This is a genomic window from Sphingomonas sp. IC4-52 (assembly GCF_020707225.1).
Taxonomy (GTDB): domain Bacteria; phylum Pseudomonadota; class Alphaproteobacteria; order Sphingomonadales; family Sphingomonadaceae; genus Sphingomonas.
Genome location: NZ_JAJFEU010000007.1, coordinates 56,457 through 73,161, shown reverse-complemented (window position 1 = coordinate 73,161; position 16,705 = coordinate 56,457). Strand labels below are relative to the sequence as shown.

The following is a 16,705-nucleotide window of genomic DNA, read 5'->3' as shown; positions in this document are numbered from 1 at the left end:
GCGCGGCGGCGTCATTGCCCCTGGTTGATGCGTGCCCAGCCAACCTCGCGCCAGCCGAGCCTGACCGCACCCCCGGTCCGCTAACTTGGGAAGAACGGGCAGCGGCACTCAGCTGAGGTTCGGCCGCAGCCAGCGTTCGACCTCGTCCTTCGGCCGCTCCCGGCGCGCTGCATAGTCCGCGACCTGATCCTGCCCGATTTGCGCGACACCGAAATAGGCCGCATCGGGATGGCCGAAGTAGAAGCCGGAGACCGCCGCGGTCGGCAGCATCGCCATGCTCTCGGTCAGCGTGATACCCGCGACATCGCCCGCCTCGTCGGCCAGCATTGCGAACAATTCGGGCTTCAGCGTGTGATCCGGGCAGGCGGGATAGCCCGGCGCCGGACGGATGCCGCGATATTGCTCGCGGATCAGCGCCTCATTGGTGAGCTGCTCGTCGGGCGCATAGCCCCACAAGGTCGTGCGCACATGCTGGTGCAGCCGCTCGGCAAAGGCCTCGGCAAAACGATCGGCCAGCGCCTTCAGCAGGATGTCGTTATAGTCGTCGGTATCGGCCTTGAACCGCGCGAGATGCGGGTCGATGCCGTGGATGGCAACGGCGAAGCCGCCCATCCAGTCGCCGTGTGGATCGATGAAATCGGCAAGGCACATGTTGGCCCGCCCTTCGCGCTTCGCGACCTGCTGCCGAAGGAAGCATAGCCGGCGGCTGTCCTCGTTCCGGCGATCGAGGTCGGGGACGCGGATATGCTCGGGCACGCTGCCGCCATCGGGAGTACGGTGATCGTCCGAATGGCGGTGCTGGACGAAGACGTCATCGCCATGGCGGTGGCAGGGCCACAGCCCGACGACGCCGCGCGCGGTGAGCCACTTCTCCGCGATGATCGTGTCGAGCATCGCCTGCGCGTCGGCGTAGAGAGAGCGGGCGCTTTCGCCGACGATCTCGTCATCGAGGATGGCGGGAAAATTGCCCGCCAGCTCCCAGGAGCGGAAGAAGGGCGTCCAGTCGATCACCTCGCGCAGGTCCGCGAGATCCCAATCGTCGAACCGGTGCACGCCGGGCTCGAGCGGCGCGGCAGGCTTCAGCGCCATGTCCGCCACGAACGCATTCTCGCGCGCCTTTTCCAACGACACCAAGTTCGAACCGGTGGCGTTGGCGCGCTTGACCCGCACCTCGTCATATTCGGCCTTCGTCTTCGCAACGAACTCGGTCGATTGCGTGTCGGAGACCAATTGCGTGCACACGCCGACCGCGCGGCTCGCGTCGAGCACATGGACCACCGCGCCCTTGTAGGCGGGGTCGATCTTCAGCGCGGTGTGGACGCGGCTCGTCGTCGCGCCGCCGATCAGCAGCGGCATCGTCATGCCGGCGCGCTGCATCTCTTCTGCGACCGTCACCATCTCGTCGAGCGAGGGCGTGATGAGGCCGGAGAGGCCGATCATGTCGGCATCATGTTCGACCGCTGCCTCAAGGATCCGGGTCCAGGGCACCATCACGCCGAGGTCCACGATCTCGAAGCCGTTGCACTGGAGCACGACGCCGACGATGTTCTTGCCGATATCGTGGACGTCGCCCTTCACCGTCGCGAGCACGATTTTGCCCTTGCCCTTGGCGCCCGGCTCCTTCGATGCCTCGATATAGGGCAGCAGGTGCGCCACCGCCTTTTTCATCACGCGGGCGGACTTCACCACCTGCGGCAGGAACATCTTGCCCGAACCGAACAGGTCGCCGACGACGTTCATGCCGTCCATCAGCGGGCCTTCGATCACCTCGATCGGCTTGGCCGCCTGCTGCCGCGCCTCTTCGGTGTCCTCGACGACAAAGGCGTCCAGCCCCTTGACCAGCGCATGTTCGAGCCGCTTCTCGACCGGCCACGTCCGCCATTCGAGCGCGGCGGTGTCGTCGGCGGCGGCGCCCTTCTGCCCCTTGTAGCGTTCGGCGATGCGGATCAGCCGGTCGGTCGGCGTCTCGTCCGCGCTGCGCGCCGGCCGGTTGAGGATCACATCCTCGCACGCCTCGCGCAGTTCGGGATCGATCTGGTCATAGACGTCGAGCTGCCCGGCGTTGACGATCGCCATGTCGAGCCCGGCGGGGATCGCATGGTAGAGGAACACCGAATGCATCGCGCGGCGCACCGGCTCGTTGCCGCGGAAGCTGAACGAGAGGTTCGACAACCCGCCCGAGAAATGGACGTGCGGGCAGCTCGCCTTGATCCGCTTCACCGCATTGATGAAATCGACGCCGTAATTGTTGTGCTCATCGATCCCCGTCGCCACCGCGAACACGTTGGGATCGAAGATGATGTCCTCCGGCGGAAACCCGATGCCGGTCAGCAGCTTGTAGGCGCGCTGGCAGATCTCGACCTTGCGATCCTCGGTGTCCGCCTGGCCGACCTCGTCAAACGCCATGACGACGACGGCGGCACCATAGGCCATGCACTTCCTGGCCTCGGCGAGGAACTTCTCCTCGCCCTCCTTCATGCTGATCGAATTGACGATCGGCTTGCCCGATACGCATTTCAGCCCGGCCTCGATCACCTCCCACTTGGAGCTGTCGATCATCACCGGCACGCGCGCGATGTCGGGCTCGGCCGCGATCCGCTTCAGGAAGGTGGTCATCGCCTCGACCGCGTCAAGCAGGCCCTCGTCCATGTTGACGTCGATGATCTGCGCGCCGTTCTCGACCTGGTTGAGCGCGACCGTGACCGCCGCGTCATAGTCGCCGGCCATGATCAGCTTCTTGAACGCCGCGGAGCCCGTGACGTTGGTCCGCTCACCGATGTTGACGAACTGGGTGGAGGAGGTCGGTTGGGAGGCCATGATATCCAGTATATTCCGTGCGTGCCGGGCATGCCCGCGACTCGGCCGCGCGGGGACGGCCGGCGACAGCGAAGCCGCGGCTAGGCGGCCATGGTGAACGGTTCGAGCCCGGCGAGGCGCGTGCGCACCGGCGGCGCCGGGATCGTGCGCGGGGCAAGGCCGCGCACCGCGTCGGCGATCGCCTTGATATGCGCCGGCGTCGACCCGCAGCAGCCGCCCAGCACGTTGACCTGCCCCGCCTCGGCCCATTCCCGGACCAGCCCGGCGGTCGTCTCCGGCGCCTCGTCATAGGCGCCCAGTTCGTTGGGCAAGCCCGCATTGGGATAGACCATGATCAGCGTGTCGCAGATCTCGCTCAGCGTCTTCACATGCGGGCGAAGCTGCTGCGCGCCGAACGAGCAATTGAGCCCGATCGTCACCGGCTTCGCATGGCGCACGGCGTGCCAGAACGCCTCCACCGTATGGCCCGACAGGTTGCGGCCCGACAGGTCGGTCAGCGTCATCGACAGCATGATCGGCACGTCGCGGCCGATCGCGGCGCCCGCCTCCTGCGCGGCCATCACGCCGGCCTTGGCGTTCAGCGTGTCGAACACCGTCTCGATCAGGATGAAGTCCGCGCCGCCCTCGATCAACGCGTCGGCCTGCTCGCGATAGACCTGCTTCAGATAGTCGAAGTCGATCTCGCGAAAGCCCGGGTCGTTGACGTCGGGCGAGAGCGACAGCGTCTTGTTGGTCGGCCCGATCGCGCCGGCGACGAAGCGGCGGCGGCCATCGCGCGCGGCATATTCGTCGGCGATGCGGCGCGCCATGGCGGCGCTTTCCACGTTGATCTCGCGCACCAAATTCTCGGCGCCATAATCGGCCTGGCTGATGCGGTTGGCGGAAAAGGTGTTGGTCTCGGCGATATCCGCCCCCGCCTCGAAATAGGCACGGTGGATCGATTCGGGCACCTCCGGCTTGGTCAGCGCGAGGATGTCGTTGTTGCCCTTCTGATCATGGCCAAGGCCGAGCGTGCCGGCATAATCCGCTTCCGACAGCTTCCAGTTCTGGATCTCGGTGCCGAATGCCCCGTCGGTGACGAGGATCCGCTCGCGTGCGGCGGCGAGCAGGGCTTCGCGGGCGCCCTCGGGCGCAGATGGGGCGTGGCTGGGCATGAAGCACAGCATATAAAGATATCTTTATATGTTCAAGCCAGGTACTCAGAGCATCCCGGCAGGCACGATCACGCGGCGGCCATCAGCCCGCGTGAGCACCTCCACGCCAACACCATAAGCGTCCGCGAGATGCGCCGGGGTCATCACCAGATCGGTTGGCCCATGTGCCAGGACGCGCCCGTCCTTCAGCAGCAGCACCGCGTCAGCGATTGCGGCCGTCTGGGTCAGATCGTGCAGCACCACCACGACGCCCATGCCGCCGGCCGCTGCCGCGCGCAGCAGCGCCAGTGTCTCCAGCTGATGGAGTGGATCGAGGCTGGCGAGCGGCTCGTCGGCGAGCAGCCAGCGCGGCTCCCCGGCGAGCACGCGGGCCAGCAAGACGCGGGCACGTTCACCGCCCGACAGGTCGCGCACATGTCGGCCCTCAAGGCCCGTGGTGCGTGTGGCGGTGAGCGCGCGCGCAACGGCGGCGGTGTCGTCGTCGCCGTGCGGCAGGCGGCCAAGCGCCACCAGATCACGCACGCGCATGTTCCAATTCACCACCGCATCCTGGGGCAGATAGCCGATCGTTCGCGCCCGATCGCGCGGCGGCAGCGCGGCGACGTCGACCCCCTCGATGCTCACCGCGCCAGCCTCCACCGGCACCAGCGCGGCGGCGGCGCGCAGCAGCGTGCTCTTGCCCGCGCCGTTGGCGCCCAGCACCACCGTCACCCGCCCGGGCGCGAAGGCAGCGTCGATACCGTGGAGGATGCGCCGCCGCCCGAGCGTGACGGCAAGGTTGCTGGCGATCAGCCCCATGACCGCCCCCGCTCGCCCAGCAGCAAGGCGAGGAAAAACGGCGCACCGATCAGCGCCATGGCGACGCCCAGCCGCACCTCGCCCGCGCCGGGGACGAGCCGGCACAAGGTGTCGGCGCCGAGCACCAGCGCCGCGCCGCCAAGCGCGCTCGGCACCAGCAAGGCCGAGGGCCGCGCACCGACGAGCGGGCGCAGCAGATGCGGCACGACCAGCCCGACGAAGCCGATCACGCCGGTCACTGCGACACCCGCGCCGACCGCCAGCCCCGTTCCCGCGATCACCAGCGCCTGCAAGCGCCTGAGGTCCACCCCGAGCGAGCGCGCGGCGTCGCTGCCCAGCGTGAGCGCGTCGAGGCTGCGCCCAGTGATGAGCAGCAGCATCGCGCCGGCCAGCATGAAGGGCGCGGCATGGGCAAGATCGGCGAAGCTGCGATCGGTCAGCGCGCCCATCAGCCAGTCGAGCACCTCGGCCACCACATAGGGGTTGGGCGCGACCGAGATGAGAAAGGCGGTGAGCGCGGCGGCGAGGCTGGCGAGCACCGATCCCGCCAGCACGAAGGCGGCCGGGCTCTCCGCGCGCCAGGTGAGCGCGGCCAGCAGCGCCATCGCGCCCATCGCGGCGGCCATGGCGGCGGCGAACACGCCCCATTGGCTCCCCACTCCCAGCACCAGCGCGGCAACCGCGCCCAGCGCTGCGGCGGAGGAGACACCCAGCAGGCCCGGGTCGGCGAGCGGGTTGCGCAGCCACCCCTGAAGCACCGCGCCCGACAGGCCCAGCACCGCGCCGAGCACCAGGGCGAGCAGGGCGCGCGGCAGGCGCAGTTCGACGATGATCATCCAGCGCGGGTCGCCCGACCACCACGCATCCAGCGGCACCCACGCCTTGCCCGCCATCAGCGAAGCGGCGAACAGCAGCAGGACCAGCAGCAGCAGCGCGGGGTTGAGCGACACGCGGCTCATGCGCCGTGGCCCCGGCGGATCGCGGCAAGCCGCTCCAGCGCCAGCGGGATCGTCGGGCCGCCGCAATTGACGAGGCTGCGGGGAAAGGGAAGGTCGCGCGTCGTCGCGCCGGTGGCGGCAAGCAGGCGGCGGCGCGTGGCCGCCGTGCGCCCGCCAGCGTCCGGCGACATGATCAGCGCGGGGGGATCGGCGATGATCGTCTCCACCGGCAACCGCCCGGTCATCGACAGGCCGTAATCGGCGGCGGCATCGCGCAGCCCGACATGGCGCATCATCTCATGCAGCAGCGTGCCGTTACCATTGGCCAGGTCGCCGCCGATGAACAGCAAGGCGGACGGCTGCGCCCCTTCCCCGCGGGTCGCCGCCAGCGCGCCGGCGATCTGTGCATCTAGCGCACGGCCACGCGCCGGTGCGCCGACGGCTGCCGCAACCTCAGCGATCTGCGCCCGGCTGGCCGCGATGGTGGTCGGGGAATCGAGGTAAAGGGTGCGGAGCCCCGCCCGGGCGAACGCCGCGCGGGTCGCGGGCGGCGTGAAGCTGCTGGCGATCACCAGGTCGGGGGCGAGCGCGATCACCTCCTCCGCAGTGCCCGCGGTGGCGCGGAAGCGGCGCGCCACGTCGAGCGGGAGCGAGGTGGCGCGGGGATCCTGCGAATAATGGCTGATCGCGGCGATCCGCTGCGGCGGGACCAGCGCGAGCAGCATCTGGTCCGCGCAAGGGTTGAGCGAGACGATGCCGCCCCCGCCTTCGCGATCCTGTCCGCCCCCGCGCGTCGGCGCCGCGCCGGAACAGCCAGCCAGCAACAGCGCAAGGAGCAGGATCAACCGCATCGATCGTCAGCCTACAGCCCCCGCCCCAGCCCCGTCGCGATCAAAATGAGCGAAAGAGGCGGGCACGGCGGCGGCGATGGCTCAATCCAGCTTCACGCGCAGGCCGCCATAGGCCGCGCGCCCGATCGTGCCGTAATTGGCGACCACGCGATAATCGGCGTCGAACACATTTTCGACGCGGCCATAGATCGACAGGCGATCATTCAGCGGCAGTTCGGCGCGCAGATTCGTCAATGTATAGCCGTCGAGCCGCACGCGATTGGCGGCGTCGTCGAAACTGTCGCCCACCGTCAGCACGGTCGCGCCCAGCGCGAGGCCGAAGGGGAAGCGATAATCCGCCGACACGCTGACGCTGTCCTCGGGCCGGCGCGCCAGATCGTTGCCGACAAATCCGGCGCTGCGGTTCTCGCTGTCGATATGGCTGTAGGATGCGTTGATCGTGAAGCGATCGACCGGACGCATCAGCAGCCCGATTTCCACGCCTTCCGCCTTGGTGCGCGCGATATTGCTGTAGGTGAAGGTCAGCGCGTCGAAATCGATCTGGTTGCGCGTGTGGCGGGTGAAATAGGTCGCGCTGGCGACCAGCCGGTCGTCGATCAGCCGCTGTTCCACCCCTGCGTCCCAGCTCCTGGCGGTCTCCGCGTCGAGCGTCGGCGTGCCGTAGAACGGTGCGTAGAGCTGGTACAAGGTCGGCGCCTTGAACCCCTCGGCATAGCTGGCGCGCAGCGTGGTGCCGGTGGGCAGCGTATAAGCGGCGTTGGCGGCAAAGGTGGTGCGCCCGCCAAAGGCATCGTCGTCGTCGTGGCGCACGCCGCCAGTGATGGCGAGGCCGGCGACGGGGGTCAGGATCACTTCGCCCCAGAAGCTGGTCGTGCCGCGGCTGAAGCGATCGGTGCCATCGGCGAGGCGGGTCGTCTCATGCTCCGCCCCCAGCACGACGCGGATTTCGTCGGTTGCCTGCAGATCGCCCTTGTAGGTGTAGCGTTCGCTACGCCCGCGCGACAGGAATTGCGGCGCGGCGCTGAGGTCGGGATCATAATTGTCGCGGTCGATATCGGCGATCTGGAAGGCGAGCAGGTTGCGGAATCGGCCGTCGAGGAAATCGGCGTTCAGACCGGCATAGCCGTACAATTCCTGCGCGGTCGAATATTCACGCGTATCGGCAAAGGCGAAGGTCGGCGCGGGAAAGCCATCGAGGTCGGTGCGGCTGTCCGCCCAATAGCCGCGCAGGTCGAGGCGGATGTTGGGCGCGAACGCCACCTCCACCCGCCCGCTGGCGCCATATTGGCGATAGCCGTCACGCTCGGTCCCGCGATCATAGGCGGAGATCCCATCGGTGCGCAGGTAACCGCCGGTGAGCGAGCCCGAAACGATCCCGCTGCCCCCCGAAATGCCGCCGCTGGCGAACAGCGTGTCCATCGCGCCATATTCGACATTGCCGCGCGCGCGCAGCTGCTGCGTCGGCGCCTGGGTGATGACGTTGACGACGCCGCCGATCGCCTGACTGCCCCAGGGGACCGAATTGGGCCCGCGCACCACCTCCACCCGCTCGACCGAGGCACTGAGCAGGTTGGCGAAATCGAACGCGCCGCCGGGCGAGGACGGGTCGTTGACGCGCACACCGTCGATCAGCGTCAGCGTCTGATCCGCCTCCGCGCCGCGGATCCGCACGTAATTGACGGTGCCGACACCGCCGTTGCGCGTCACCGTGACGCCCGGCGTCGTCTGCAACAGGTCGCTCAGCACCACCGTCTGCCGCTGCTCGATCGTGTCGCGGTCGATGATCGTCACCGCCTGCCCGGTGGTGTCGACATCCTGCGGAACGCCGCTCGCCGTCACCACGATATCGCCGCGCGGCGATGCGTCCTGCGCCCCCTCCTGTGCGAGCGCGGGCGCAGCGATCAGGGTGGCGGATGCCGCCAGCCAATAGATTGTCTTCATTGTTCTTGCCCCAACAACAGGGCTGCGGCCGGCACTATGCAGGCGCCGTCCGTCAGCCGATCCCTCTTGTCGCTCGCTCGAGGGTTTCGGCCTCGTCCGCCCGGCACACCCCGTCCGCGCGATGGATCGACGTGCGACCGGCAGGTCTCCTGGCTCTCGGGTCAGCGTGCCGCCCGGCCTTCCCGAGGTCAGAAGACCCCAGTGGCGCGGATGGGCGACACTCGCCGATCACAGTTGCGGGGGCAGCGCGGGATCAGGCCAGCAGCCTTTCCCGACTTCCCTTTTCATCCCGTCTCCGGGAACCGTTCGCGGCCGCGCCCCTAGAGCGGGTACGGCCGATCCGTCAATATTCGACGCCCTTTTGCGCGTTGAACCCAGCATTGAACGGATGTCTCACCTCGCCAAACTCGGTGACGAGATCGGCGATCTCGACCAGCTCTGCCCGAGCGCCGCGCCCGGTGACGCAGATATGCTTGGTCAGCGGCCGCTCCTTCAGGAACGCCAGCACCTCCGCCGAGGGCAAGGTCTCATCGGCGAGCACGATGTTGAGTTCGTCGAGGATCACGAAGTCGATCTCGGGATCGAGGATCAGCTCCTTTGCGCGATCCCAGCCGCGCCGCGCGGCAGCAATGTCGCGCGCGCGATCCTGCGTGTCCCAGGTGAACCCCTCCCCCATGCTTTCGAAAGTGACCAGGTCGGACGGGTGATCGGTGAAGAAGTTGCGCTCGCCCGTTTCCCAGGTGCCCTTCACGAACTGCAGGATCGCGACGCGCATCCCCCAGCCGATCGAGCGGATCGCCATGCCGAAGGCGGCGGAGGACTTCCCCTTGCCGTTGCCGGTGTGGACGATCAGCAGCCCGCGTTCGAGCGTGCGGCGGGCCTGCATCCGGTCCCGCGCCACCTTCATGCGTCGCATGCGTTCATTGTGGCGGGCGTGATCGTCGGTCGCGTCGGTCATGCGCGGCATATCTCCCGCTCACCCCAAGGAAGCAACCGCTCGCCAAGCAGACGGCCGACTTCTAGGGTGAGCGAAAAGGGGGACGCCGATGATCCGCAAGACGATGCTGATGGGCCTGATGCTTGGCCTCGCGCCGCTGCCAGCGCTGGCCGAACCGGCCAGGGATCCGCTGGCCGGCACCACCCGCATGGACGGCCTGCTGCCCGTTCATGTCGACCAGCGCGACGGGCGCATCCTGCTGTCGCTTCCTGAAGCAGGGGCAGACGGCGTCTCCGCCCGCCTGCTCTACATGACGGCGCTGCGCACCGGCCTCGGCTCCGCGCCGATCGGCCTGGATCGTGCCCAACCCGGCCCGGCACAGATCCTGGTCATACGCCGCCTGGGCAAGAAGGTCGCTTTCGAGCTCGAAAACCCACGCTTCCGCGCCGCTGGCGGCTCCGCGGCCGAGCAGGCGGCGGCCAGCGACGCCTTTGCCACCTCAATCCTGTGGATGGGCGATGTCATCCCTGGGGCCGATGGGCGCTTTCTCGTCGATATCGCGCCGTTCCTCGCCCGCGATACCAAGGGGATCGCCGATCAGCTGAAGGATGGCGGCGAAAAGGGTTGGAAGCTGGTCGGCGATCTCAGCGCGGCAGACGTCAATGCGGTCTGCGCCTTCCCGCTGAACCTCGTGTTCGAGGCACGCCAGACCTTTGCCAACGATTCCCCGGGGCCGGAGGTACGCAATATTGCCCCGGACTCGCGTCAGTTCACGCTGGTGGTCCGCCACAGCTTCGCCGCCTTGCCGCAGGGGGGCTATACCATGCGTGAATTCGATCCCCGCGGCGGCAGCTTCTCCAGCCAGATCCTCGATTTCGGGGCGCCGCTCGGCCGGCAGATCGTGCGCAACCTTGCCAATCGGTTCCGCCTGGAACGCGTGGACCCGGATGCGCCCCGTTCCCGCGTGAAGAAGCCGATCGTCTTCTACATCGACAATGCCGCGCCGGAGCCGATCCGGACCGCCCTTCTGGAAGGCGCGTCCTGGTGGAAAGCGGCATTCGAAGCAGCTGGTTACATCGATGCTTACCGGGTGGAAATCCTTCCCGACGGCGCTGACCCGCTCGATTTGCGCTACAATGTGGTCAACTGGGTCAATCGGGCGACGCGTGGCTGGTCCTATGGCTATGCGGTCACAGACCCGCGCACGGGCGAGATCCTGAAGGGGTCGGTGCTGCTCGGATCATTGCGCGTGCGGCAGGACATGCTGATCTACGAAGGGCTGGTTGGGGCCGCCGCCACGGGCCAGGGCGGCCCGAACGACCCGCGCGAGGTGGCGCTGGCGCGCATCCGGCAGCTCGCCGCCCATGAAGTAGGTCACGCACTTGGGCTACTTCACAATTTCGCGGGCAGCACACAGGATCGCGCATCGGTGATGGATTATCCCGCACCGCGTATCGGGCTCGTCAACGGCGCGCCCGACCTGTCGGACGCTTATGGCGTCGGCCTTGGCGGCTGGGACCTTTACGCGATCGACTGGCTGTATGGCGATCGTCCGGGCAGCGATCCCGATGCCCTCGCCCGTGACAAGGCGGCGGCGGCTCAGCGCCGCGGCCTGCGCTTCGTCGCCGACGAAAACGCCCGTGTCGTTTCCGCATCACAGCCCTGGGGCAGCCTGTGGGACGATGGCGCTGACCCCGCCGCCGAACTTACGCGGATGATGACGGTGCGCGCCGCCGCGGTCGCGCGGTTCGGGCCCGAAGTGCTGGCGGCCGACGAACCGGCTTCCAATCTGCGCCGCAAGTTCGTGCCGATCTGGCTGCTGCATCGCTATCAGGTGGAAGCTGCCGCCAAGCTGCTGGGCGGGATCGAGTCCCAATATGCAATGGCGGGTGACGGCCACGGCGCGTCACGCCACGTCGCTGGTTCGGCGCAGGCAGAAGCGCTGCGCGTGTTGCTGGCCACCCTTGAGCCGGCTGCGCTGGACGTTCCTGAGCGGTTGATCCCCTTCCTCTCCGCCGGCTGGTCCGGCGATCGCGATCGGCAGTTCGATATCGAGGTGATGCGCACCGCCGGCAGCACCGCCTTTGATCCCCTGGTGGCGGCACAGGTATCCGCACAGATCACGCTCGACGCCTTGCTGTCGCCCGAGCGGCTGGCGCGGCTCGCGGACCAGCAACGCCGCGATCCCGCGGTGCCAGGGCCAGGCATGCTGGCTGAACGGCTGCTGGCCCTGACGAACGCACCTGCCGCCAATCCGCGCCTCGCCGCGGTTCGCCGCGTCGTTGGTACCCGGATCGTGCTCAGCCTCGCCCGTGCCGCGCGTGCACCGGCCACCGGCAGTGCGGCGGCCAACCGGCTGGACCAGGCGCTGGTCGATTGGGCGACGGCGCAGGTCGGACGCCGCTTCGCCGATGCCGATGATCGCGCCTGGGCGCTCGCCACCGCGCGGCTGTTGCAGGATCGCGAAGCGCTGGCGGCAGCTCTGAAGGATGAGGCAGCCGAGCCGCGCATCCCGCCGGGCATGCCGATCGGCAGCGGCGGCGAGGCCGGCTGACCCTCAGCGAGCCGCAATCCGTTCCAGCGCCTGTCGGTCCAGCAGCGTGATCGCGCGATATCCGCGCGCGATCACGCCCCTACGCTCCAGTGCAGCCAGGTGGCCGTTCACGGTTTTGCGGGACAGGCCGGTCATTTCCGCCAGATCGGCCTGGCTCACCGGAACGTCATGCCCTTCCGCAAACTGAAGCAGCCGCATCGCCACCCGCCCGCCGGGCGTCTGGATAAGCAGATGCGCGGCCAGCCGGGTCATCTGCTCGAGCTGAGCGTAAACAAGTTCGTTGATCGCGCGCCACAATCCCGGGTCGCGTGCCGCCGCACGGTCCAGTGCATCGTCGGTGATCATCAGCACCCGTGAGGCGGTGTTTGCCCGCACCGTCAGCAAGCGTGGCCCGCCACCGCTCCGTCGTGTTTGCCCAAGGATGGCCGGCGCCGGCGCCAGCCCGATCAACACGTCCCGCTCGGCACCCAGCGCCACTTCGAGCCGCACCGCCCCTTCGATAACAGCGCATAGCCCGGTTCCTTCGTCGCCCTGGCTGTACACCCACTGGCCGCGCCGCAAGGTCACCATCCGCCCTGCCTCTGCCAACCGGTTCTGCAAGGCGGCCGGCTGTCGCGCGAACCAGCCATTGCGGGCCAGCGCCGCGACGGTGCCATGATCAACTGTCACCTTGGTGACATTATCCGCAAAGCCGATCCGATAAAACCGGCAACAGACATAAGCAGGAGTGGATCATGGCAACGCAGCTGAAGGATCGCGTCACCACGCGCCCGATCGGGGCCCATGTCGGGGTAGAGTTCGAAGGGGTCGATCTGAACCACCTGGACGACGAGACGTTCGCCGCCATGCGCACCGCGCTCGCCGACCACGGTCTCGTCTTCGTTCGCAATCAGCAGCTTACGCCCGAACAGCATATCGCCTTTGCTCGGTGCTGGGGCGCGATCGACATCAACAATTACTTCCCCGCCAACGGCGGCCACCCGGAAATCGCGGAGGTGCGCAAGGCGGAAAACCAGCAGACCAATATCGGTGGCGGCTGGCATACCGATCACAGCTACGATCAAGTTCCCGCGATGGGATCGATCCTGCTGGCCCGGGAAACGCCGCCGACCGGCGGCGACACGTTGTTCGCGAGCATGTCAGCGGCTTTCGACTCCCTGTCGGAGGGAATGAAGGCCACGCTGCGCACCATGCGCGCGGTGCATTCGGCGGATCATATCTACAGCAAGGACGGCATTTACTCGAAGACGGATCAGGCCGCCGATCTGAAGGGGCACGATCTGCGCACCCGTGCGGTGCATCCCGTCGTCATCAAGCATCCGCGCACCGGGCGGGAGATCCTCTACGTGAACCCGGCCTTCACACTGCACTTCGACGGGTGGACGCGCGATGAAAGCCTGCCGCTGCTCAGCTACCTCTATCAGCTAGGCATGCGCGAGGAGTTCCAGTGCCGGGTGCAATGGGCACCGGGATCGATCGCCATCTGGGACAATCGCTCAACCTGGCACCACGCCATGAACGACTATCACGGCCACCGCCGACTGATGCACCGCATCACCATCTCTGGCGAGCCGCTCAGTTGAGCGCGCTCGCCACCAGGGCTCAGCTCGCCTTCGTCCGCGTATAAGGGACAAAGTCACCTAGCACGACAAAGCTGTGGATCGCGCGTGAGCTGGAATCGATCAATTGCACAGTGTCGGCACCGCACAGCTGCGTGCCGACATTGCGGGTCAGCAGGACGTCGCGGTCATCCAGCTGGTCCGCACCGGACCGTGGCTGATTGACGTAAATCTTGCTGCCGACGCGGTAGATGATCGCCTTGCCGTCGATGATCTGGCTGGAGGTAATACCGCCCAGGCTGATGCAGCGGACGGGGGCGCCCGCCACTCGGCCGGCAAGCGCCTTTTCGAACTTGGTTTCGGCAGTGTCGCGGGCCGCGGCACCGGCGGGCGCGGCCAGGACGACGGCCGCAGCAAGCAGGGATGCGATGCGTTTCATGCATCGCTTTTACCCTCCGCCCGCTGAACCGCTGCTGACTGCTTTTCAACAGCGCCACCAGCGATTGCAGCATTGGCAAAGCGGGCTACACGGGGTTGTGCCGCTTACCCCCTCCCCCTTGCGGACGGCTCTTCGCCATGCCGCGCTCGCTTGCCTGCTCCTGCTTGCTCCCGCCGCTTCGGTGCTGCGCGCGGAAACCACCGCCTTTGATCTTGCCGGCCCCTCGCTGCGCGTACTGGTCACTCACGGCGACATCACGCTGCCGCTGTCGCAGGTGCCCAACCTGTCGGCGGGCGATCGCATCCGCGTCGTCGCTGACCTGCCGGCGGAGCAAAGCGCACAATATCGGATGGTGCTCGCCTTCCTGCGGGGCGCGACCAATCCGCCGCCCAAGGACTGGCTGGCCGAAGCACGCACGTGGAAGCCAAAAGAAGCGACCATTGACGTGCGCGTGCCGGAAGGGGCGCAGCAGGCGCTGATCTTCCTGGTGCCCGAGACCGGCGGTGCGATCGACGGCGTAGCCAAGGCGGTGCGCGAGCAGCCCGGCGCCTTTGTTCGCGCGTCACAGGAACTGAACCAGGCGATGCTCGATCGCACCCGGCTGGAAACATTTCTCGATCAGGTGCGCCGCCGCGAACCGGTCGAGGTCGCCCGCATTTCTCCCCAACTGGCCGATAGCCTCGCCATCAAGCTCGATTCCGCTTGCCTCCTGCGTCAGCCGGATCCGCGCGCCGCCTGCCTCGCGCAGAGCGGCAATGCCGCCGTTCTGGCGGACAGCCAGACCAGTTCAATCGCGCAGACGCTCGCCGGCGCCCCGGCCAATATCGCGCTTCAACTCAGTGCCACCCCGCAGGGCGGCTTTGGCTATTACAGCGGCTACATCGGCGTGGTCCGTGACCTCGCCCGCATGCTCGGCGCGTTTCAATCGGCGCAGCTGCGGTTCATCCCGGCGCTCGGCGTTCCGCGCGAGGGCCGGATGGAATTGCTGCTCAATACCGTGCCTTCGTTCCGCAAGCCGCAGTCCGTGCTTGTCGCCGCGCTGCCGACGGTCGCGCCGCCGATCCTGCCGGTCCTGTCCGTGAAGGATATCGGACCGCGCTGTTTGACGGCGCCCACCCTCACCCTCCCGGTCGGCGGTGCGCCGCTGGTCTTTTCCACCGGTTACGCGCGGGCGATGACCCTCCGGGTGCCGACCGCCGCCGGAACAACGCTCGATCTGCCAGTCACGGCTAATCCGGCAGCCGGCGGCTTTGTCGTTGGCGATGTCGGGACACCGCCGGTGACGCTCGCTGAGGGAGCTGAGGCGCGGCTGCAAGGCTTTTGGGGGTTCCAGCCCTTCGACGGCCCACGCTTTCGCCTTGCCAGCCCGGCGCACGACGCATGGCGTGCGGATGGTGCCACCCTGGTGGTCGGACGCGACACGCCGCTTACCCTGTCCGGCGGTGCGGCAGCCTGCGTGGCGCAGGTCTGGCTGGAGCGTGATGGCGAGCAACGCGCCGTGACCTGGAACGCGGAAGCGAATGGCACGCTCTCGCTCAAGGTTCCGCTTGCCGGCATCGAGCCCGGCCCGGTGGCACTGCTGATCCGCAGCCACGGCATGGATCGGCCAAGGCGATTGGACCTACGGGCCTATGCCGAGGCCTCCCGCATCACCGGCTTCACGCTCCACGCCGGTGACCGCACGGGCATGCTCGCGGGCACTCGCCTCGATCAGGTGAAGGTGCTGGAAATCGGCGCGGTGATCTTCGAGGCGGCAAAGCTGGGCCGCGAAGGGACTGCCGACCGGCTTGAGATGGCCGCGGAAAGCGCGGCGGAGCAGTTAAAGCCCGGCGAACTAACTGGCCGCGCTACGCTGGCCGACGGCCGAACCGTGCGCGTTCCTGTCCGAATCCTTCCGGCGCGTCCCCGCTCCACACCCATATCCACATCGCTGGAACGCGTTGGACCTGCAGCGGCAGTCCCGCTGACGCTTGCCGACGCCGGGCTGGTGCCTCAGGATGCACGGCTAACCTTTTCGCTGCGCGCCGCCGGCTCCACCCGCTTCGCGGCAGGCGATCGGGTCGAGGTGGAAGCAATCGAGACCGGCGCCTCGACGCAGCTCCCCATCCGCCTTCAGGACGATCGCGTGGCGATCGCTACGCTGGATCCCGCTTCCGCGCTGGGCGAATCAGCGCGCGGGCCCCTGCGCTTCCGGCTGGTACAGGGCGACGTTGTGGGTGACTGGCAGCCGCTGGCGACCCTGGTACGCCTGCCGCGCCTCAGCTCGATTTCCTGTGCTGCGGACAACAACACCTGCACGCTCGCCGGCACCGGGCTATTCCTGATCAGTCGGATCACGGGGGCCGCCGACGCCGTTGTGCCCGATGGCTTCACGGGCAGCACGCTGCAGGTGCCGCGTCCCGCCGATGGCAAGCTGCGCCTCTACCTGCGCGACGCGCCCAGCGCCGCCGCAACCGTTGATGTGCCAGCGGCGACAGCGGCCTCGCGCAACAAGGTTCAGTGAACCGCCCGGCTCGGCATCGGCTGCGGCGGGACACCGCGCCCGTCCAGCGTGACCAAAGCCGCGTTCAGATGAAGGCTGGTCTCCGACAACCCGAGCCCGTCTGCCACCCGCAACGCCCGCCGTACCGCATCGATCAGATGCACACTCGCTTCCTTACGCATGGCGACGCCCTGCCCACTGTGGCTTCGACCGAAAAGGCGCCAAGATGGTTAAA

General features: G+C 67.8%; 13 protein-coding genes and 1 riboswitch. Of the genes, 3 read left to right on the top strand and 10 right to left on the bottom strand.

From position 1 onward, the window contains the following. Nucleotides 1-108 precede the first annotated feature (108 nt). From metH to cobO, 7 genes are all read right to left on the bottom strand, one after another. Nucleotides 109-2,817, bottom strand: coding sequence for a methionine synthase (gene metH / locus LK535_RS15395; protein WP_227772810.1), 2,709 nt, complete (start codon nt 2,815-2,817; stop codon nt 109-111). Between the two features lie 80 nt (nt 2,818-2,897). Continuing rightward, a complete protein-coding gene (locus LK535_RS15390; RefSeq protein ID WP_227772809.1) occupies nt 2,898-3,983 on the bottom strand; it encodes a homocysteine S-methyltransferase family protein in 1,086 nt (361 codons plus the stop codon). A 33-nt stretch (nt 3,984-4,016) separates the two neighbouring features. Beyond that, on the bottom strand, nt 4,017-4,769 hold the full coding sequence (locus LK535_RS15385) for an ABC transporter ATP-binding protein (protein ID WP_227772808.1): 753 nt from the start codon (nt 4,767-4,769) through the stop codon (nt 4,017-4,019). Next, nucleotides 4,760-5,728: a FecCD family ABC transporter permease gene (locus tag LK535_RS15380; protein WP_227772807.1), complete on the bottom strand. Its 969-nt coding sequence runs from the start codon at nt 5,726-5,728 to the stop codon at nt 4,760-4,762. Before LK535_RS15380 ends, LK535_RS15385 begins: the two co-directional genes overlap by 10 nt. After that, entirely contained in the window at nt 5,725-6,558 is an 834-nt protein-coding gene (locus LK535_RS15375; RefSeq protein ID WP_227772806.1) for an ABC transporter substrate-binding protein, read from the bottom strand. Before LK535_RS15375 ends, LK535_RS15380 begins: the two co-directional genes overlap by 4 nt. Nucleotides 6,559-6,639: 81 nt before the next feature. Next, on the bottom strand, nt 6,640-8,499 hold the full coding sequence (locus LK535_RS15370; RefSeq protein WP_227772805.1) for a TonB-dependent receptor plug domain-containing protein: 1,860 nt from the start codon (nt 8,497-8,499) through the stop codon (nt 6,640-6,642). A 121-nt stretch (nt 8,500-8,620) separates the two neighbouring features. Then, nucleotides 8,621-8,821: riboswitch (cobalamin riboswitch) on the bottom strand. A 21-nt stretch (nt 8,822-8,842) separates the two neighbouring features. After that, complete coding sequence (gene cobO, locus LK535_RS15365) at nt 8,843-9,457, bottom strand: cob(I)yrinic acid a,c-diamide adenosyltransferase (protein WP_227772804.1); 615 nt, start codon at nt 9,455-9,457, stop codon at nt 8,843-8,845. Between the two features lie 88 nt (nt 9,458-9,545). On the opposite strand from cobO, the gene LK535_RS15360 reads away from it, so the two are divergent. Continuing rightward, nucleotides 9,546-11,990 (top strand): zinc-dependent metalloprotease, encoded by a 2,445-nt coding sequence (locus LK535_RS15360; RefSeq protein ID WP_227772803.1) that lies wholly within the window; start codon nt 9,546-9,548, stop codon nt 11,988-11,990. Between the two features lie 3 nt (nt 11,991-11,993). Here the strand turns inward: LK535_RS15360 and LK535_RS15355 are convergent, their stop codons facing one another. After that, nucleotides 11,994-12,659 carry a Crp/Fnr family transcriptional regulator gene (locus LK535_RS15355; RefSeq protein ID WP_227772802.1) on the bottom strand — a complete coding sequence of 222 codons (666 nt, stop codon included), beginning with the start codon at nt 12,657-12,659 and terminating at the stop codon, nt 11,994-11,996. Between the two features lie 65 nt (nt 12,660-12,724). On the opposite strand from LK535_RS15355, the gene LK535_RS15350 reads away from it, so the two are divergent. Beyond that, nucleotides 12,725-13,573, top strand: a complete 849-nt coding sequence (locus LK535_RS15350) for a TauD/TfdA dioxygenase family protein (protein WP_227772801.1) — start codon at nt 12,725-12,727, stop codon at nt 13,571-13,573. A gap of 19 nt (nt 13,574-13,592) precedes the next feature. Here the strand turns inward: LK535_RS15350 and LK535_RS15345 are convergent, their stop codons facing one another. Continuing rightward, nucleotides 13,593-13,988: a hypothetical protein gene (locus tag LK535_RS15345; RefSeq protein WP_227772800.1), complete on the bottom strand. Its 396-nt coding sequence runs from the start codon at nt 13,986-13,988 to the stop codon at nt 13,593-13,595. Between LK535_RS15345 and LK535_RS15340 the strand changes: the two genes are divergently transcribed. Then, on the top strand, nt 13,978-16,491 hold the full coding sequence (locus LK535_RS15340; protein WP_227772799.1) for a hypothetical protein: 2,514 nt from the start codon (nt 13,978-13,980) through the stop codon (nt 16,489-16,491). The two genes, LK535_RS15345 and LK535_RS15340, sit on opposite strands and share 11 nt — an antisense overlap. On the opposite strand, the gene LK535_RS15335 is transcribed toward LK535_RS15340, so the two are convergent. Next, nucleotides 16,485-16,652 carry a hypothetical protein gene (locus LK535_RS15335; protein ID WP_227772798.1) on the bottom strand — a complete coding sequence of 56 codons (168 nt, stop codon included), beginning with the start codon at nt 16,650-16,652 and terminating at the stop codon, nt 16,485-16,487. The genes LK535_RS15340 and LK535_RS15335 overlap by 7 nt on opposite strands. Nucleotides 16,653-16,705: the final 53 nt, after the last annotated feature.

Bases quoted from the DNA above. Each gene is read 5' to 3' on its own strand.
- metH (WP_227772810.1), bottom strand. From the start codon at position 2,817: ATGGCCTCCCAACCGACCTCCTCCACCCAGTTCGTCAACATCGGTGAG.
- LK535_RS15390 (WP_227772809.1), bottom strand. From the start codon at position 3,983: ATGCTGTGCTTCATGCCCAGCCACGCCCCATCTGCGCCCGAGGGCGCC.
- LK535_RS15385 (WP_227772808.1), bottom strand. From the start codon at position 4,769: ATGGGGCTGATCGCCAGCAACCTTGCCGTCACGCTCGGGCGGCGGCGC.
- LK535_RS15380 (WP_227772807.1), bottom strand. From the start codon at position 5,728: ATGAGCCGCGTGTCGCTCAACCCCGCGCTGCTGCTGCTGGTCCTGCTG.
- LK535_RS15375 (WP_227772806.1), bottom strand. From the start codon at position 6,558: ATGCGGTTGATCCTGCTCCTTGCGCTGTTGCTGGCTGGCTGTTCCGGC.
- LK535_RS15370 (WP_227772805.1), bottom strand. From the start codon at position 8,499: ATGAAGACAATCTATTGGCTGGCGGCATCCGCCACCCTGATCGCTGCG.
- cobO (WP_227772804.1), bottom strand. From the start codon at position 9,457: ATGACCGACGCGACCGACGATCACGCCCGCCACAATGAACGCATGCGA.
- LK535_RS15360 (WP_227772803.1), top strand. From the start codon at position 9,546: ATGATCCGCAAGACGATGCTGATGGGCCTGATGCTTGGCCTCGCGCCG.
- LK535_RS15350 (WP_227772801.1), top strand. From the start codon at position 12,725: ATGGCAACGCAGCTGAAGGATCGCGTCACCACGCGCCCGATCGGGGCC.
- LK535_RS15340 (WP_227772799.1), top strand. From the start codon at position 13,978: ATGCGTTTCATGCATCGCTTTTACCCTCCGCCCGCTGAACCGCTGCTG.
- LK535_RS15345 (WP_227772800.1), bottom strand. From the start codon at position 13,988: ATGAAACGCATCGCATCCCTGCTTGCTGCGGCCGTCGTCCTGGCCGCG.
- LK535_RS15335 (WP_227772798.1), bottom strand. From the start codon at position 16,652: ATGCGTAAGGAAGCGAGTGTGCATCTGATCGATGCGGTACGGCGGGCG.